General features: G+C 46.1%; 5 protein-coding genes. 2 read left to right on the top strand and 3 right to left on the bottom strand.

Annotated elements, in window-relative coordinates:
- Positions 1 to 332: 332 nt before the first annotated feature.
- A complete protein-coding gene (locus SGRA_RS22120) occupies positions 333 to 2,594 on the bottom strand; it encodes a hypothetical protein (RefSeq protein WP_015693622.1) in 2,262 nt (753 codons plus the stop codon).
- 333 nt (positions 2,595 to 2,927) lie between these two features.
- Here SGRA_RS22120 and SGRA_RS15025 point away from each other — a divergent pair, with 333 nt between their 5' ends.
- Together SGRA_RS15025 and SGRA_RS22110 are read left to right on the top strand one after the other, a co-directional pair.
- On the top strand, positions 2,928 to 9,092 hold the full coding sequence (locus SGRA_RS15025; RefSeq protein ID WP_041329698.1) for an alpha-2-macroglobulin family protein: 6,165 nt from the start codon (positions 2,928 to 2,930) through the stop codon (positions 9,090 to 9,092).
- Between the two features lie 284 nt (positions 9,093 to 9,376).
- A complete protein-coding gene (locus SGRA_RS22110) occupies positions 9,377 to 11,617 on the top strand; it encodes a hypothetical protein (RefSeq protein ID WP_015693617.1) in 2,241 nt (746 codons plus the stop codon).
- 272 nt (positions 11,618 to 11,889) lie between these two features.
- Here the strand turns inward: SGRA_RS22110 and SGRA_RS15010 are convergent, their stop codons facing one another.
- Positions 11,890 to 16,854, bottom strand: coding sequence for a DNA repair ATPase (locus SGRA_RS15010; protein ID WP_015693615.1), 4,965 nt, complete (start codon positions 16,852 to 16,854; stop codon positions 11,890 to 11,892).
- A gap of 428 nt (positions 16,855 to 17,282) precedes the next feature.
- Positions 17,283 to 19,415: a flotillin family protein gene (locus SGRA_RS15005; RefSeq protein ID WP_015693614.1), complete on the bottom strand. Its 2,133-nt coding sequence runs from the start codon at positions 19,413 to 19,415 to the stop codon at positions 17,283 to 17,285.
- Positions 19,416 to 19,472 lie beyond the last annotated feature (57 nt).

The raw sequence follows: 19,472 nt of genomic DNA, 5'->3' as shown, positions 1-19,472 counted from the left end.
AGCGCAAAGCGGTATCGCTTTGCGAAGCTATACAAAATGAGGGTTAAAACCCTCATGAATTATCGCTCGGGTCGGGCCATTTCGCAGCTCGCAGGTCTGCTCGGCCCTGCGGCGGCTTCGCCGCCTTGGTCTGCCGCCTTCGGTGGCCCTGCTACAGCCCCTCAGCCTGCGGGCCTTCGGCCCTTTTGACTGTAGGTTGAAACCTACAGCCAGATGGTATTGCTTCGCAATGATATATGAATGAGGGTTAAAACCCTCATGGATTAAACAAAAGCTGCAGGGATTGGCCAAAAAAAGAACAAAGCCCCAAACTTCCGTTTGGGGCTTTGAGACTATCTAAGTTTTTTGCTAATAATTACATCTTTATAGGGTTTGTCTAGCGGTTGAATGCTAATCAGTTCAAACATACTGCTCTGCTGAACAGATAATGATACATTCATAATTTCATCTCCAGCATCATTTATGCCCTTATAAAGGGATTGGAGGTCAATTTGGAAATGAGCTATACTTTGCTTTTGTTGGCCCGGCTCTATTTGGCCCTTTAGCTCATCCATTTCTCCCTCTGAGGCCTCTCGAATTAGATATTCTTCTTTTTTTTGCTTGATGACAAAATCCGTCTTCTTCTTGCCTCCAATGCCTTTAACAATATTATCAGTGACAACTTCTTCATCTGTGGGGTCTCGTTCAATGGCTTCTTTAATTTTAACTACTGTAGCTTGTTCTTTATATTTTTGTTTTTCCGTGGAAAAATCTTGGGCCAATGATTCACTAATTAAGACCGTAAAAGAACTGCTTTCCGTAATTATATTTCCTTTTTCTTCTACAGAAAAGATAGTAGGCGTACTAGATGGCAATACATACTGTTTACTACTCGCCTTGTCCCCAGCTTTTGTGAGCATCATGCTTAGCTTAGCGGCTTTAAAATAAGGCTTTGGTTTAGTGGCTGGAATAAGAAGACTGTCTATGCTGATAGAATAGACCTGGCCCTCAGCAGCAGCAAAGTGAATACGGAACTGTTGCTCTCTTTGAAAGAAGCTCCTTTTGGGAGGAAGTGTAGCTTGTTTAAAAGCATCTTTGTAGGAGTCGATGGCAAGGAAAGCTGTATGTGCCCGACCACTTAGGTTGCGCCAATTCTTGGAGTTGTGTTTAACAGCTTCTTTATAGTATAGCGCCTCTATTTTTTTGTCATCAAACTGGCTTAATTCGGCTAAAAGGGCGGCCTGTAAGTCTGCTCTTTTGATTTCTTTAGCTAGTTTTTCTACAGCCTTGGCAAAGGCTAGGGGAACAGCACTTTCTAAAGGGCCAACAATTTCGGCCAAAAAATACAACTGCTTAAGCAGAAGCATACGATCCATTTGTTTGGGGATCTCTTTTGAAGCGATAAGCTTTTCTAAGGATTTTATTGCAGGATGAATCTGCTCTTTCCATGCTGTTAATCCGTAGCTGAATCCTAGGTGTTTAACTTTTAGGCCAAGACCATTGATTTCTTCTTGAAATTGATAGAAGGTAAATGCATACCCTAACTCTTTTTCTGCTGTTCTAAGCGACTTATCTACTTTGACCTTAGCTAAACTTTGAGCAAAGCAATCCTCAATCGTATTGAGTTGAATAAGCCCTAGTTGAGCTCCCGATAGCTGTACAATTAAACCCTCAATTAGTGCTTTAGCCATAGGACTTTGGCTAGCTTTAGCTAAGCTATTTAAGCTGTCTAAAAGCTCTGCCTTTTGCCAGATAAAATCGGCCAGCGACAAAGTACTATCAAATTCTAGTTTAACCCGGGCTAAATATTCCTCTTCTTCTTTTGCTTGTTGTTCCTCTTTGGCCAATTTCTCCTTTCTCGTCTCCTCCAATTCTTTTTCCTTCTCCTTCAACTCCTCCTCCGTCAAAAAGTCATCTTTGGCCAGCGCTTGGTCCAAAATGGGTTCTAGTTGGTTTGGGGAAAGGACATAAGGCGCAATGCTAGACTCAATAAAGCGCGATTTAGCTCTATACTTCTTAATCTTTTCTACTGCATCATAACGCTCAAAAATTTGGGCCAATTCTTCTAAAAATATACTGGGTGGCTTGTTGTCTGCCTGCTCTACTAAAGCCTTAATATCTGCCGCAATCAGACGGCAAACTTTGAGCTTTTTACCTTCAGAAAAGCTGATGTAAAGATCATTGAGGTATAAGGTTTCCTCCCATTCGTCTTTTTGAATATTGGCTTGTAGCTTTCGTGCTTTTAAAGCAACTTTTCGAGCGTTTTGGGCAAATTTTACCCAAAAATCAGTTTTGGGAATATCCTCTTCCTTAAGGGCCAAAAATAGCTGCTCCAAATTGGCCTTATCCATTTTGAGCTGCGGCTTAAAGGCTTTTAGGCCCTCTTTGGTCTTGAGCAAAGCTGCCTTTAAGCTCGGGCGATCGGGATCCTCTGCAGGAAGCTCCTGATAAAGTGAATATAGTTCTTGATATTGGGCCAAGGTTTCTTCATAAAGGGCTGTATCTTCTTGATACTGCTGCTGCTTTGCCAAAAAAAGTTCTCGTTGGTTCATCTGTAATAGATTTAGCTGACCAAAAAATAAACTGGATAAGAGAAAAATGGCTAATGCTTTCATCGCTTTGTTTTTGTGTTTATACAAAGGTAGTAACTTTAATTTATAAACGCAAAATTAGCTTGAATTTTTATCCAAGGATGGCCGAAGGCCATTCGGCCTAGCGATGCGGCGGGGTGGCCCGCAGGGCCAGACCGAAGGCGAAACGAAGTGTAGCCTGAAGGGCCGAGCAGACCTGCGAGCCCCAAAGCGTAGCGCCGCAAGGCGAAGCCGCAGCGGAGGCCCCAAAACAACAAGTCTTAAAGAAAACAAAAGGAGGAAAATAGCGCCCACTATTGCAAAAAAAGTTGCATCTTCTAGTGGATCCCCTTTATTTCTTTTCGAAAAACGAAGCCAATGAAAAAATACCCATTATGGCTATTGCTTAGCCTTTTAATTAGTACCCAGATGTTTTCCCAAAACTATGAAAAGGCCTGGCTAGAGATTGACTCTTTAGATAGGCAGGGCTTGCCGGAATCGGCCCTAAAAAAGACGGACAGTTTGCTGCAAATTATTCGAAAAGCAGAGGCTGGACCGGCTCGAACGGCGCATTATGTCAAGGGCTTGTTGTATTACAATAAGTTTCAGGGCAGTTTGGAAGAGGACGGCTTAGTGAAGTCCATTTATCGCTTGGAAGAAGAGATGCAAAAGGCCGAGGGCAGTGAAAAAGCGCTCTTGCAGTCTATGGTGGCTCAGCTTTATCATGAGTATTTGAGCAATCATTATTATAAGTTCTCGGATCGGAGCAAGGTGAATGATTTAGAGCTCAAGGACATTCGGACTTGGGATATTGAGCGAATTACGGAGCAGGCTTTTGCTTTGTATTGGGCTTCTTTATCGAATCCGGCGGCCTTAGAACTGGAGTTGAAGCAATTTGCGCCCATTTTGTCTCGGACAGATTTTGATGCAGATTTGCAGCCTACGCTTTATGAATTATTGGCCCAAAGAGCCCTCAATTTCTTTGAAAATGAGAACAGCTATTTGAGTCAGCCCGCTTATCAGTTTTATGTGGAATCGCCTGCATTTTTCACCATTGGGCAGGAGTTTGTTGGGCAAAAAATTGAGAGCCGAGATAGCTTTTCGCATAAATGGCAGACCTTAAAACTGTATCAGAAAATTGTGGCCAGATCGCTAGAAAGAAAGTCGCCTTTGGTCCTCTTACAGTTTGAGTTGCGTCGATTAAAATGGACTTATTCACAATCTATTAATGCGGACAAGGATTCGCTTTATTTGGCTGCTTTGACTGCCTTGGAAGAAAAATATGAGGGACAGGATGCTGTGGCCGAAATCATTTTTGCCAAAGCGACTTATTATAAGCAAATAGGGCGGGTTTATTCGCCTAGTCAGCCAGATCCAAAGGCGCGTTGGGCCTTAAAAGTGGCCGATTCTATTGCTACAGCCATTATTGCCGATTACCCCAAGAGTTTTGGGGCCAAGCAGGCGCAAAGCTTAAAGGTGGAGTTAGCGCAAAAGCATTTGAAGCTTAGAATAGAGCGGTATTTGCCCTTGAATCAGGCGGGCCTCATTCGTTTGGACTATAAAAACTTGAGTCAGGTACATTTGCGCCTCATCAAGTTGAGCGAGTCGGAGCTGGAGCGTTTTCAGGATATTCGCTATAAATATCAGGAGCAAATAGACTTTTTGGCCAAAAGAGATCCCGTATATAGCCAGACTCATCAGTTAATTGACTCTGGAGATTTTCAGATGCATGGCACCGAGCTCATGATTCCCGCCCAGGCAGATCCAGGCATTTATGTCGTTCAGCTTTCGGCTAATGCAGACTTTAGTTATGCGAAGAATGCAAATAGTATTGCCGTGGTTCAGTTGACCAATTTGGGCCTCATTCAGCGGCAAGAAAAGGGCCTCTATGAGTTTATTGTCGTTAATCGCTGGACGGGAGAACCTCAAAAAGGAGTAAAAGTAGAATTTAGAGAGCGACAATATAATAGCTTCAGCAAAAAATACAACTGGAAGCGCCTGAAGTCGGTGCTGACGGATGGAATGGGCTATGCCTTGAGTAAAAACATCAAGAAAGGAGAGGATTACTACAGCTATAACATTCGGATAGAGAAAGGGAAAGACTTTCTTTTGCCAGAAAGCAGCTTTTCTAACTACGACTATGAAAAGCCTAGAGAAAATGGCAGTACAGAAATGCGATTTTTTAGCGATCGGGCTATTTATCGCCCTGGACAGACGATTTACTTTAAGGGCATTGCCTTGTACCGCAAGGGCGAGCAATATAAGGTCGTCAAAAATCAGGAATATGCCATCTCGCTATTTGATGTCAATGGGCAAAAGCTAGAAGAGCTGAGACTCACGACCAATGAATACGGTAGTTTGCAAGGCAGTTTCACCGCTCCCACCACTGGCTTAATGGGACAAATGACCATTCGGAATACGAGCCTAGGCTACTACAGTAGCCACAGCATTCGGGTAGAAGAATACAAGCGTCCCAAATTTGAGGTCAACTTCTTGCCTCAGGAAGAAGCCTATAAGCTCAATGATCAAGTTACTGTTTTGGCTCAGGCTGAAGCCTTGGCTGGTCCAGCTATTAGTGAGGCTAAATTTAGCTATCGGGTAGTGCGAGAAGTACGCTTCCCTTATTGGCGTTATTGGGGCTGGAACCCTTGGTCGGGCCAAAGCCAAGAAATTACCAAAGGAGAGGGCCTAACAGATGAGAAAGGAGTGGCCAAAATTGAATTTGAGGCCGTTCCAGACAAAAGCATCAGCCTAGATAAGCAGCCCGTTTTTAACTATACCGTTTATGTAGATGTAACAGACATCAATGGAGAAACCCGTTCTAGCCAAAGCTCTGTTCGAGTAGGTGCCATAGCCTTAGACCTTTCTGTTAACTTGAAAAGCGAGTTGGACCAAGGGCAAAAACTAGGCAAGCTGAAACTCAATAGCCGCAACCTCAATGGTGGTTTTGAGCCCGCTCTGCTCGAATTGAGCTGGGAGCGCCTAGAAGAGCCCGAAAACATTTATGTTAAGCGCCAATGGGAGCTACCCGATTATTACAGCTTGGGCGAGCAGGAGTTTAAGGCTGCTTTTCCGCATATTGCTTATAAGCAAGAGGACCAAAGCCGCAACTGGAAAGTGCTCAAAAAGCAGGCAAAAAGCAGCATCAATACCGCAGAGCAAAAAGAAATTGATCTGCAGAAATTGCTCAAAAAGTGGCCCACAGGCTACTATCGCCTGAGCGTAAAAACTACCGATAAGTATGGCCAAGAGATTAAGCTAGAACGAGAGTTCCGCTTGTTTAATAGCCAAACTAAAAAGGCAAATGTACACGATATTCTCTTTGCCAACCAAAGTAGCTTTACCGTAGAGCCAGGCGAAAAGATTGAATTTGCCCTAGCTTCAGCTACAGATTTCCCCGTACTCTTCGAGTGCGATCAAAAAGGGATAGGCATTAGCCAGAGAAGTTGGTTGCAATTAGGCGAAAAATGGAACAAACAAAGCTATACCGTTAAGGAAGATGATCGGGGCAATCTCTATTTCCGTCTGGTCGGCCTGCGCTATAACCGCAGCTTTAGCCAACGCATCAATGTCTATGTGCCACATAGCAACAAAAAGCTCAATATAGAGCTCTCTACCTTTAGAGATAAGTTGCAACCTGGCCAAGAAGAACGCTGGGAACTAAAAATTACAGGACCCGATAAGGCCGCTGCAGAAGCAGAATTAGTGGCCTCCCTTTATGATGCTTCTCTAGATGCTTTGGTCAGTCATAATTGGGGCTTGTCACTCTATGGCGCTTATTATGGCAGCAGCAACTGGTCCACCAACTGTATGTCTGTAGAACAAGCTAGCCTAGTAGCTGCCTTCGACTGGAACCTCTCTTATAGCTACCCTAGCCACAAATGGACTAGCCTCAACTGGCAGGGCTTTTCTTTCTATGATTGGGGCTTTAGCCCTAGAAGAATGTATAAGTCTCGTTCTAGAGGGTCTCGTATTGAATTGGAAGACGTAGAAAAATTAGAGTCTCGGAATATTAGTAGTATTGCGGCAACTACAGCAGGTGTAAATCAAAAGGACGAAGCCATGGTGGACGACTTTGCCGAAGATGAAGCTCCCCCTCCCCCCGCTCCTCTTGCAGATAGTGGACTAGCCGAAGCGCCCGAAGAAGCCAGCGATAAAGATGCAGGAGATTTAGGAGACGTAAAGGTTCGTACCAACCTTAATGAAACCGTCTTTTTCTTCCCACAGCTTCGCAGCGATAAAGAAGGGAATCTCATTTTGTCCTTTACGATGAATGAAGCCCTTACTCGCTGGCGCTTGATGCTTTTGGCCCATACCGAAGACCTCAAAGTAGGGCAAAAAGAGGCCTTTGTACAGACGCAAAAGGACCTTATGGTGGTCCCTAATGCCCCCCGATTCTTCCGCCAAGGCGATAAAATGGAGTTTTCGGCCAAAATCAACTCTTTGGTAGATAAGCAGCTAGAAGGCGAAGCTCAATTGCTTCTTTTTGATGCCTATAGCATGCAAGCGATTGATGCCGAATGGGCCAATAAAAACAATCGCCAAAGCTTTAGTCTAAAGGCCAAAGGCGCTACGGCCCTAAGCTGGAAATTAGAGGTTCCCAGCAACTGGACCACCCCTGTGGTGCATCGCATTGTTGCCAAAGCTGGACAATTTAGCGATGGAGAGGAAAGTAGCTTGCCTGTTTTGAGCAACCGAATGTTGGTGACCGAAAGCATGCCTTTGCCCGTTCGAGGAAAAACCAATAAAAACTTTGAGTTTAAGCGTATGCAAGAACTCAGTAAGTCAAATACCCTCGAACATTATAGCTATACTTTAGAGTTTACGCCTAACCCGGCTTGGTATGCGGTGCAGTCGCTCCCCTACCTCATGGAATACCCCCATGAGTGTAGCGAGCAGTTGTTCTCTCGCTATTATGCCAACAGTTTGGCCGCTAATGTAGCCAATTCACATCCCAAAATTAAGCGGGTGTTTGAGGCATGGAAAGCCTCAGGTTCTAAAGCGCTAGAAAGCAATTTGAGCAAAAACCAAGCACTCAAAAATGCCCTTTTGGAAGAAACCCCCTGGGTTTTGCAGGCCCAATCAGAGGCCCAACAAAAGAAGCATCTGGGCGTTTTGTTTGATCTCAATCGCATGGGCCAAGAACAAAAACAAGCCTTGCGCAAATTGGCCGATCGCCAGCTGGGCAATGGTGGTTTCCCTTGGTTCCCAGGTGGCCGAGATAGCTGGTACATCAGCCAATATATTGTAGAAGGCATGGGCCATTTGCAAGTGATGGGCGTGGCGCAAGAAAATGAGCCCATGAGCCAAGATATGATCATCAAAGCAGTTCAGTATATCGATAATCAACTGCTCGATCATTACGATAACTTGCAGGCGACGGCCAAACGCCAAGAAGATCCAGAAGCTTACCTCAAAAAGGACCATCTGGACTATATGGTAATCCATTATTTCTATGCCCGCAGCTTTTTCCCTAAGGTGGCATTGAAAAGCCGCCGCCTAAGAGAGGCTAGAGCCTATTATACTGGACAAATGCAGACTTACTCCCTCAAGAAGTCAATTTACATGCAAGGCATGATTGCCCTTGCCCTGCACCGCGACGAAAACCTCCCCGAAGTACAACAGAGCATTATCAAATCCTTGAAAGAACGAGCTCTCAAATCGGAAGAAATGGGCATGTACTGGCAGTCGCCACATGGCTATTTCTGGTACGAATTGCCCATCGAACGCCATTGTTTGATGATCGAACTCTTTGATGAGGTGGCCAATGATCAAGAAACGGTGGAGGCACTCAAAACTTGGTTGCTCAAAGCCAAGCAAACGACGCATTGGAAAACCACTAAGGCCACCGCCGCCGCTTGTTACGCCCTTTTGGCCCGTGGAGAAAACTATTTGGTCGATAGCCAACCTATTGATATCAAATTGGGGGGAGAACTACTGGACCAACAAGCCTTGAATCCCGAGCCTGGCACGGGCTACATCAAAAAACGTTGGTCGGCCAAGGAAATTCAACCGAAAATGGCCCAAGTAGAAATCAAAAATCCCAATGCTTCTGTGGCTTGGGGCGCCATCTACTGGCAGTATTTCGAGCAACTCGATAAGATTGAAAGCTTTGAAGAAACGCCTTTGCAACTCAAAAAGCAGCTCTTTAAGCAAGTAAAAGGCGATCGAGGGCTAGAATTACAGCCCATCACCGCCGAAAAAGGCCTAGAAGTAGGCGATTTGGTCATGGTCCGCATCGAACTTCGTGTGGATCGAGATATGGAATATGTCCATCTCAAAGACCAAAGAGCCGCCGCTTTCGAGCCCACCAATGTGCTCAGCCAATATAAATACCAAGGCGGCTTAGGCTATTACGAAAGCACCAAAGATGCCGCTACGCACTTCTTTTTCTCTTATTTGAGCAAAGGAACCTATGTCTTTGAATACCCTGTTCGAGTGGCCCAAAAAGGCGACTTTAGCAACGGAATCAGCAGCATTCAATGCATGTATGCCCCCGAGTTTTCTTCACATTCTCAAGGTATCCGCCTAGAAGTGAAATAAACAAGGCCCTTTAGCATTTTTTACCCCTCATCAGCATCTTCTGATGGGGGGTATTTTTTTGGGGCCTCCGCTGCGGCTTCGCCTTGCGGCGCTACGCTTTGGGGCTCGCAGGTCTGCTCGGCCCTTCAGGCTACACTTCGTTTCGCCTTCGGTCTGGCCCTGCGGGCCACCCCGCCGCATCGCTAGGCCAAATGGCCTTCGGCCATTTTTGGATAAAAGTTTCAAACTAATTTTGCGTTTATAAATAAAAGTTACTACTTTTATATAAACACAAAAACAAAGCAATGAAAGCATTAGCCATTTTTCTATTTCACAGCTTCTTATTGATCAGCCCATTCAATACTGTAAAAATGGATAATCATCAACTTTTTTTAGCAAAACAGCAGCAGTATCAAGAAGATACAGCCCTTTATGAAGAAACCTTGGCCCAATATCAAGAGCTCTATGCGCTTTATCAGGAACTTCCGGCAGAGGACCCTGATCGCCCGAGCCTAAAGGCGGCTTTGCTCAAGACCAAAGAGGGCTTAAAAGCCTTTAAGCCGCAGCTCAAAATGGATAAGGCCAATTTGGAGCAGCTATTTTTGGCCCTTAAGGAAGAGGATATTCCTAAAACTGATTTTTTATTAGAGTTTGCTCTAAATGCTGAAGCTGTTACTTTAAAAGCACGAAAACTGCAAGCTAATATTCAAAAAGACCAGTGGGAGGAAAAAAGCTACCTAAAAAATCTTTACGCCAAATTCAAGGAAGGTAAAAAGCTCAAAGTTTGCCGTCTGATTGCGGCAGATATTAAGGCTTTAGTAGAGCAGGCAGACAACAAGCCACCTAGTATATTCTTAGAAGAGTTGGCCCAAATTTTTGAGCGTTATGATGCAGTAGAAAAGATTAAGAAGTATAGAGCTAAATCCCGCTTTATTGAGTCTAGCATTGCGCCTTATGTCCTTTCCCCAAACCAACTAGAAAGCATTCTGGACCAAGCCCTAGCCAAGGATGACTTTTTGACGGAGGAGGAGAAAAAGGATAGAAGTGAAAAAGAGGAGCAACAAGCAACAGAAGACAAGCAACAAGCAGAGGACTTCCTGTCCAAAATTAACTTAAAAATTGACAGTAGTTTATGGGCCACTGATTTTGTTTGGCAAAAGGCAGAGCTGTTAGACAGCTTAAATAGCTTAGCTAAAGCTAGCCAAAGTCCTATGGCTAAAGCATTAATCGAGGATTTAATTGCGCAACTATCAGCCTGTCAACCACTACTCATCCAACGGATGGTTTTTGAGGATTGCTTTGCTCAAAGTTTAGCTAAGGTCAAAGTAGATAAGTCGCTTAAAGCAGCAGAAAAAGAACTAGGATATACACTTCCCTTCTATCAATTTCAAGAAGAAATCAATGGCCTTAGCCGAAGAGTCAAGTACCTAGGTTTTAGCTACGGATTAACGGCATGGAAAGCGCAGATTCATCCTGCAATAAAATCCTTAGAAAAGCTCATCGCTTCAAAAGAGATCCCTAAACAAATGGATCGTCTGCTCCTGCTTAAGCAGTTGTATTTTTTGGCCGAAATTGTTGGCCCCTTAGAAAGTGCTGTTCCTCTAGCCTTTGCCAAGGCTGTCGAAAAACTAGCTAAAGAAATCAAAAGAGCAGACTTACAGGCCGCCCTTTTAGCCGAATTAAGCCAGTTTGATGACAAAAAAATAGAGGAGCTATACTATAAAGAAGCCGTTAAACACAACTCTAAGAATTGGAGCAACCTAACGAGCCGGGCACATACAGCTTTCCTTGCCATCGACTCCTACAAAGATGCTTTTAAACAAGCTACACTACCTCCCAAAAGGAGCTTCTTTCAAAGAGAGCAACAGTTCCATATTCACTTTGCTACTGCTGAGGGCCAGATCTATTCTATCAGCATAGATAGTCTTCTTATTCCAGCCGCTAAACCAAAGCCTTATTTTAAAGCAGCTAAACTAAGCATGATGCTCACAAAAGCTGGCGATAAGGCCAGTAGTAAACAATATGAGTTGCCATCTAGTACGCCCACAACCTTGTCTGTAGAAGAAAAGGGAAATATAATTACCGAAAGCAGCTCTTTTACGGTCTTAATTAGTGAGCCATTGGCCCAGGCTTTTTCTACGGAAAAGCAAAAGTACAAAGAACAAGCTACAGTGGTTAAAATTAAAGAAGCCATTGAACGAGACCCCACAAATGGAGAAGTTTTCAATGATAATATGAAGAAAGGAGCTGGCAAGAAGAACCCCGATTTTGTCATCAAGCAAAAAAAAGAAGAATATCTAATTCGAGAGGCCTCAGAGGGAGAAATGGATGAGCTAAAGGGCCAAATAGAGCCAGGCCAACAAAAGCAAAGTATAGCTCATTTTCAAATTGACCTCCAATCCCTTTATAAGGGCCTAAATGATGCTGGAGATGAAATTATGAATGTATCATTATCTGTTCAGCAGACCAGTATGTTTGAACTGATTAGCATTCAACCGCTAGACAAACCCTATAAAGATGTAATTATTAGCAAAAAACTTAGATAGTCTCAAAGCCCCAAACTTCTGTTTGGGGCTTTGTTCTTTTAATAAAAGATTGCGCAGCAATACCACATCTGGCTGTAGGTTTTAACCTACAGTAAAAAAGGGCCGAAGGCCCGCGGCTGAGGGATGGGCAGCAGTGGCCGTCAGGCCAGACCGAAGCCGCCTTTGGCGGCTGAAGGGCCGAGCGAACAGCGAGCTGCGAGACAGCCCGACCCAGCCTTCGGCTGGGGCAGCCCCAAAAAAAAAGACTCCCAAAAATGGAAGTCTTTTTCGTACTAGCGTTTCTTGAAGGATGGACCAGCAGTTCGTTTGCTGGGCGCCTCTACAGGCCGTTTGGCCGCCTCCTCTATGCCCTTGAGAATGGCCTTCTGGATATGCCCAAGTTGATCGGAAAAGTTGGAGAGCTGCGCCACCATTTGGACCATGGGGTTTTGCTCATCGCCCTGCAATAAACGGTCTTTGACATAAGCCGCTTTGACCTCTTCCCAGCGTTTTCGCTCCTCCTCGGTTTGTAGGCCCATCATCTCTTTGAGCTTGAGCATATTGGCCTCGGCGCTAGTGGTCAGAGTTTGTGATTCGCCTTTATAATGCGAAATCAATAAGGTTTCAATCTCCTCATCATTCATCACGGCCACCACTTTTTCCGCCAATTTGTTCATGTTCCGATACGAGCCCTGCAAAAGGAAGGGCGGCTCAGTGCGGTAGGCATCGGGCATCGCCGCCGATTTGATATAGCCTTGGTTGACCTTGAGAATGACGTCTCGAATGCGCAGCATTTTTTTCAAAACCGCCGCATATTCATTAAGCTCCTGAGGCGAGTGATTGGCCCGAAACTCTAGGCCCTCTCTGCGGCCCGTTTGGGCAAACTCCAAAATGGGATACAAATCATCAATAGATTTGGCCGCCAATTTTTGGGTAACAGGATTGGAGGTCAAGGAGTTTTCTATATAACTGAGCTCGAAAATATCCTGCGTTTTTCCAATAATATCTCCCAAATTGTAAATATCGGCCCGGTTGGCCAACATATCGGGAATGCGGAACTTATCCCCACTTTCGGTATAAGGGTTACCCGCCATGACCACTGAAACCCGCTTACCACGTAAATCATAGGTTTTGGTTTGGCCCTGATAAACCCCCTCAATTTTTCGCTGTCCATCCGTCAAAGAGATGAATTTCTGCAAAAACTCGGGATGACAGTGCTGAATATCATCCAGATAAATCATCACATTATCGCCCATTTCCAAAGAGAGGTTGAGCTTTTCGAGCTCTTTGCGTGCCCCCGCATTTTTGGCCTCTGAAGGGTCTAAAGAGACCACATCATGTCCAATAGCCGGACCGTTAATCTTCATAAAGATCAAGCCCAGACGGTTGGCCACATATTCCATCAAGGTGGTTTTACCATAACCAGGAGGCGAAATGAGGAGTAACATCCCCATGCGGTCGGTTCGGCTGCCCTCGCCCAAAGTACCGATTTGCTTAGCCAAGTTGTCTCCAAAAATGGGAAGATATAGCTGATCGATCAGTTTGTTTCGGACAAAAGAGGACAGTACTCTGGGCTTAAACTCGCTCAATCGCAGCTGCTCCTTAAACTGATGCGTCAAGTCTTTTTTCATCTGAACAAAACGCTCATACAAAGGCAGATCTTGGGCCATATAGGCCTGCATTTTATCCATAAAGCGGTTGTAGTCGAGGAAATAACGCCCATTTTCGCCAATGTTGTTATGCTCTCCCCGCAAGCCAAGTAGCTCTTGCTGTGTATTCACCTGCAAGACCTGACTTTCCTGATATTGGCCCAATAACAAAATCAAAGCGGCCTCATCCAAATAGGCTTTGGGCTGCTCTTGGCTATCGCAGAAGGCATTGAGCCACTGCCGCAATAACTCAAATTGCTGTTTGGGAAACTCATCCAGCTCTCGAATGGCCTGTTCAAAATCCTTTTGCATGGCCTCTCCCTCTAAAAGGGCCAAAAAGGCCTGCTTGAGGTCATGCGCTTGGCCCGAAATCAAGAAGTAGTTGCGCTTGGCCCGCTCTTTTAGCAAGTAGCGAGCCGCCTGAGCCGCCAAATGCGGAGCAAACAAAGCCGTTTGGGCCAAATAATCTTGAATATCGGCTTCTAGATCTTCTAGCAAGCGGTCAAATTCCTTGCTTTTGGGAAACAATTTGAGCAGTTGTCCAGCAGAACGCAACTGCTTGTCCAACAACTGCCGCTCTTCTTCCTCCAAATGACGGAGGTAATACAATTGCGCCAATACTCGACTTTCTGGACCAAAAGACAGATGATCAATATGCTGATGCAAATAGAGCAAACTGCCCAATATCTGGGCCGCATCCTCATCGTGAATGCCCTTGTTGTAGCCATCTTGGTAGCGGCTTGCCATGAATTTCTGCACATAGGGCAAAATCTCATCTTCTTTGAGCCAGTTTTGCTTGGCTTCTAGCTCTTTGAGGACCAAATAAGCCAGAAATTCGGCCCGATAGACCTGGGCATTTTCAGAAGGATAACTTTGGTCCCAAACCGATTTGGTGGCTAAAAATTCTGGGTCCTCAACTTCCTGAAAAAAGCCCGTTCCCGTCAAATGATAATACATCCCGCCCGAACGAGGGACCATGGTCAAATCTAAACTTTGGGTATTGACCGCAAAACTATGGCGACCAAAGCGGATGGCATTGCCCCCGCCCTGGAAAAGGTCTTCCTTGTCCCGAAGCTGACGCAAAGCATCTTCCTGAATGGTTTTAAGCTGCGTCTGTAGATCGCCCGCCTTATTGCTATCACCCAATTCTCTAAGCTGCTCAATGCTTTCGCGCAGCTTATCAATCATGAGGTCAGAGGCAAAAAAGCCGTTAATCTCGACCACCGATTTTAATTTATTGGCCCGATTGCGCACCCCTTTCAAAATTCGCTCGGCTGCTGTTTGCAAAGCCGATGAGCGGCGGTTGATGGCCTCGACCAAGCTGAGCTTTTTGGTCTCAAATACATTATAGACCTCTTCTCGCTTTTCCGAAATCTTGAGGATAAACTCATCAAATTCGGCAAATTTGCTTTCTAGCTCTTCTACCTGAATCATCAATTTACTCAGGTACTCATCGCATTTGCTGGGCGTATCCGAGATGTCGATATAGTTGATGATCGACTGGTCGATCAGCTTCATCTGGGCCGCAAATTCAGCCTGGCCCTCAGCAGAAGTGAGCTCTTTGAGGCGGCGACGAAGGGCCGCTTTAATTTGATTGAGCAGGGAGAAAATATCGGTAATGCTGTCGATAATTCGAGTGGTTTGGGTCGCATCCTCAATCTTGAGGTTCGACACAATCTCGATCAACATTTCTAGCTCTTTACCAATGCCATCAATGCGCTCCTCTAGTTTTTTCCCTTGCTGGGCCGTTTCTACATCTGGAATTTCCTTTTTGGCCTCGGCCACTTTTTGCATATAGGGCTCCAAAGCATCGGGCCGCAGCAAAAAGGCCACGCATTCGGTAGAAAGGAGCTCTAGCTTTTCGGCAGCTTGGGCCTCTAAGCCTTCAATATAAGGGAGGTCGGCATAACGCAAATCCTTGAGGGAGATGATTTCCCCACGGATAATCCGCAACTCAGATAAGAAGTTGACGAAAACACCAATCTGATTAAAGCTGGCTTGCTCGACCTCCTTAAATAAGGTGTTGGCCCGCTGCCCTACTTCTTGAATATTTTCTTTGCTGGCCTTTTTGATGGCCTGCACTTTCTCAAACTCATCAATGGCGGCATTGGCCGCTTGGCGAATCTCGCCCAAGGGCGCATCGATCCCAAAAGCCTGTGGGTCCTTGATCCAATAATAGGCATCAAGGATGTCATTGGACTTTTTGGTTAGATCAAAATAAAGATCGCTATAGGTTTCATCCTTGCCCAATAAGCTCAGTAGCTCTTGGCATTCGGCCATGGCCCGCACAATATCGCGGTTGCCCACCTTGTACAAAAAGCTATCGGTATGCTCAGAGGGAATGATGTCGCCCTCAATATAAGGCGTTTGCCAAATCTGAATCATGTGGTGCTTGGTCGCACTCTCTTCTGCTCTAAAATAACAGAGTTCGCCGTTCGGGAAAAGGGTGTAGCCATGGCAATGAATGGGCGTGGCCACCTGCTGCTCAATCACATTATAAGAGAGCAAAATATAGGTCCCTTTTTGCTGATTGTAGAAGCTGAATAGATGGTCTTCTCCATTGGGAGATTGTACCCGACGCTCAAACTTATAACCACTACCGCCCGCCTTATCAAAGACTTTATAGTCGCCAGTTTGCAGATAAAAACCATTGGCAAAGATGAGCCCTTGGCTGCCCGGCAACAAAATTCCCGAATGTTCTAAGGTGTCAATTCGCTCTACAGATTGTAGTTTTTCATTAAAGACAAAATAGCGAGCTTCTTCTAAATAGGGAGCCATGCTCAAGACGATCAAATTGCCCAAATCGGCAAATTGGATGTCCGCATCTTCTAGTTTTTGGTCCTTTTGGGCTACCTCTTCTCGGTAAACCCCTTGCCCATCCGCCGTATTGTCTTCTACCTTGATGGTCAAATCGCCGCCCACGGTTTCTACAAACACACGATCCAAAATGGAAATATGCGGATGATCGCCATAGCGGTACATTTCCCGACTCACTTTTTTCCACTCAAACTCATGCTGAGCCGGAAATGTATAGCGATGCTCGCCCGGTTGGTTGAAATAGAGCAATTGCCCATCTCGGACCTCCCACTTAAACATTTTGCTGTCGTTCACATCCTCACTGAGCTGAAAGACCATATAGAAAAATGGACTATTCTGCTCAATGGCGAATTTGGCAAAAACCGCATCCTTATAATAGCGGAATAGATTGCTAAAGTCGGTTAAAAACTGGCGATTTTGGCCCTCAAAAAGGGGGCTCAAATCACTTTCCTCAAAGCGGTCGCCATTAAATTTGTAGGCGCTAAAAATATCTTCTAGCTTAATTTCGGACCGAAGGCCCATTTGCACATTATAACCAAAAATACAGAAGTCGCCCACCGCAATAATATCGCGGGCCACACAATTATTTTCGGTATTGATGCGAGAGTTCCCTTTGAGTTCTAGCTCAATAGCACCAAAGACCTCTTTCCGAGCCACATTTAGCTCATCTAGGCGGCCTCTCAACTCTTTTCCATAGCGGTTCAATCGGCCCTTAATGACCTCATAGGTGCCGCTTTCGAGTTGGCTATTTTGCTCCTCTTCCTGTTCTGGGGCTATATTTTCCTTTGCCATAATTTTTTTTGGAGATTTTCTTGGGGCTGCCCCGCCCTGCGGGCGGGTCGGGCTGTGTCGGGGCTCGCAGGTTTGCTCGGCCCTGCGCGGGCTGCGCCCGCTGGGTCTGCGGCTTCGCCGCCCCCCTTTCCATCCCTCAGCCGGGCGCTGCGCGCCTCTGCGGCGGCTAGGCCGCCTACTCAAGGACCAAAATGAAATGAAAAAACGCCTAGCCGTCCTTTTGGTCCACTAAGCGTTTTTTTTGCGGTTTTGATTGGGGCGGCGCAGCCGCCCGGCCCTTGGGCCGAACGGACTAGCGATGGGGAGCAGTGGCCCGCAGGGCCAGACCGAAGCGCTGAAAGCGCTGAAGGGCCGAGCAGAACTGCGAGCTGCGGACCGTAGCGCCCGCAGCCCCAAATTAAAGGGCTGCGGGAGGCCCCAAATCATAATTAGCCTAGCAAGTCGGCAGCAGATTGGTTGTTGATGCCCAAGCTACTTACTTGGTCCATCATGCTGCGGATAAGGTCTTTTTGGTTGCCGCTCACCTTGCCATACAACTGAGACAAAAGTGCAGAAATAGTCAGGTTACGGAGGGTATCGCTACCAATATTGTACTCCTGAGCAAACTCCCGTAGGCGGCTAAATAGGCCCTGCTCTACGCCATTGCCCAAAAGTGCGGCCTTGGCATCTTGCAAATGCTGCGAGCTGTCGATCAGGCGATCTACAGATTTGCCCTTGTTGATCGAGTTGAGCAAAGAGTCGAAGAATTGCGTTTCGCCACCCACGATATCGATGCGGGCGTTGCTCAAAGACTGGCCTAGGAGGCGAGATTGGGCCTCGGCAATGGCGCGACGAGCTTCGATTTCGGCCAAAGCGATTTGGCGCTCTTGCTCCAGACGGAGTTTGTATTCTTCATGCTCTCGGCCTACGCCGTCTAGGGCCTTCATGGCCTCGGCTTTGGCGGCCAAGCCTTTGGCTTCGGCAGCTAGGCGCAATTCGATCACGCTAGCTTCAGAGGTTCCTTTTTGCGAGATGAGTTGGGCCTCAACGGTTCCTTTTTCACGGTTCACTTCGGCCTCGGCCAAACCTTGTTTGCGACTAGCTTCGGCTTTGGCCTCAATGGCTTTGGCTTCGGCTAGGGCTTTTTGCTCAATCAAGCGAGCCTCTACGCTACCTTCCAGTTCACTAGCTTCGGCACGGGCCTGCATCACTTCGGCCTCGGCCAAACCAACAGTGGCTTCCTCAGCGGCTTTGGCTTCGGCGGCAATTTTGCGAGCTTCGGCTTCCTTCTGCTGAGCGGCTTTTTTCGCATCGGCCTCAATAATAATTTGCTGGGCCTTGATTTCGGCCACCGCTTTTTCGGCTTCCGCACGGCGAGTTTCCTCTACTTTTTGGGTCTCCGTGGTCTTTTGTACGTTAATCATGGCCACTTGGCGTTCGCGCTCTGCTTCGGCCAACTGGATAGCATCTTGGATCTTCTGATCCTCTTCGATGGTCTTTTTCTCTTCGGCCTTACGCTCCTTGATAATCGCTTGGATATCTCGCTTTTTGGCTTCTAAGACCTTTTCCTTTTCTATACGGGCCTCTCCTACCGAACGCTCTTTTTTCTCTACCTCCAAAAGGCGGTCAATCTCGATGCGTTCGTTTTCTACGGCCTCGGTGCGTTCCTTATTTTTGCGGGCCACAATGATTTCCCGCTCCTTATTTTCCTCGGCAATACCCTCTTGGCGGTGGGCTTCTTTGCGCTTGAGTTCAGTTTCCAAGTTTTTGGCAATCACCAATTGCTCGGCCTCATTATTTTGCTCTGACTGCAAGATGGTCAAGGCTCTTTTTTGGCGCTCTTCTTTTTCTGCCTGTTGGAGCTCAAGTTGCAAGATGGCTTCACGAGCTTCTACATCCTGTTGCTTGATGGTTTTCTCTCTTTCGCGGCGGATAAAGTTGGTCTTTTCAATTTGGATTGAAGTCAATTCTTCAATCTTCTTGATCCCCTCAGAGTCAAGGATATTATCCTGCTTTAGGGCCGTGATAGGCGTTTGCTCGAGGTAATCAATGGCACAGTCATCCAAAACATAGCCGTTGAGGTCGGTGCCAATGGTTTCCAGAATCTTGTTCTTAAACTTGTTGCGCTCGGTGTAGAGATCAATCAAGTCAAACTGCTTACCTACTGTTTTTAGGGCCTCAGAGAATTTAGCATCAAAAAGGCTGTTGAGCGTTTCTTGCTTAGAAGCACGGGCGCAACCAATGGCCTGGGCCACTTCGAGGATCGACTGTTTGTCTTTATTGACCCGTACAAAGAATACAACCTTAATATCGGCACGGAGGTTATCTTGGCAGATCAAACCTTCACTGCCTGTACGGCCTACCTCAATCGTTTTGATCGAGATATCCATTTCTTCTACTTTGTGCAAAACGGGAACGACAAACATTCCACTATCATAAACGACCTTGGTTCCACCAAAGCCAGTTCTAATTAGTGCACGTCCCTGGGGGACCTTTCGGTGGCAACGGGCCACAAGAATAACAAAGCCGATCAAGACGAGCAGAATCACTCCGCCGACGATGAGCATAATTTGCGGGAACATGAGCAAAATGTTTTAGAGTTGTTGAGTAAAATTTGGGGTTATCTGGGCATTCAAGGG

Origin of the sequence: Saprospira grandis str. Lewin (genome assembly GCF_000250635.1) — a bacterium.
Lineage (GTDB): Bacteria > Bacteroidota > Bacteroidia > Chitinophagales > Saprospiraceae > Saprospira > Saprospira grandis.
The sequence above is the reverse complement of the archived record's forward strand: the minus strand, read 5'-3'. Positions and strand labels throughout refer to the sequence as shown.

Coding starts and splice junctions, on each gene's coding strand:
- SGRA_RS15005 (WP_015693614.1), bottom strand. CDS start 19,415: ATGTTCCCGCAAATTATGCTCATCGTCGGCGGAGTGATTCTGCTCGTC.
- SGRA_RS15025 (WP_041329698.1), top strand. CDS start 2,928: ATGAAAAAATACCCATTATGGCTATTGCTTAGCCTTTTAATTAGTACC.
- SGRA_RS22120 (WP_015693622.1), bottom strand. CDS start 2,594: ATGAAAGCATTAGCCATTTTTCTCTTATCCAGTTTATTTTTTGGTCAG.
- SGRA_RS22110 (WP_015693617.1), top strand. CDS start 9,377: ATGAAAGCATTAGCCATTTTTCTATTTCACAGCTTCTTATTGATCAGC.
- SGRA_RS15010 (WP_015693615.1), bottom strand. CDS start 16,854: ATGGCAAAGGAAAATATAGCCCCAGAACAGGAAGAGGAGCAAAATAGC.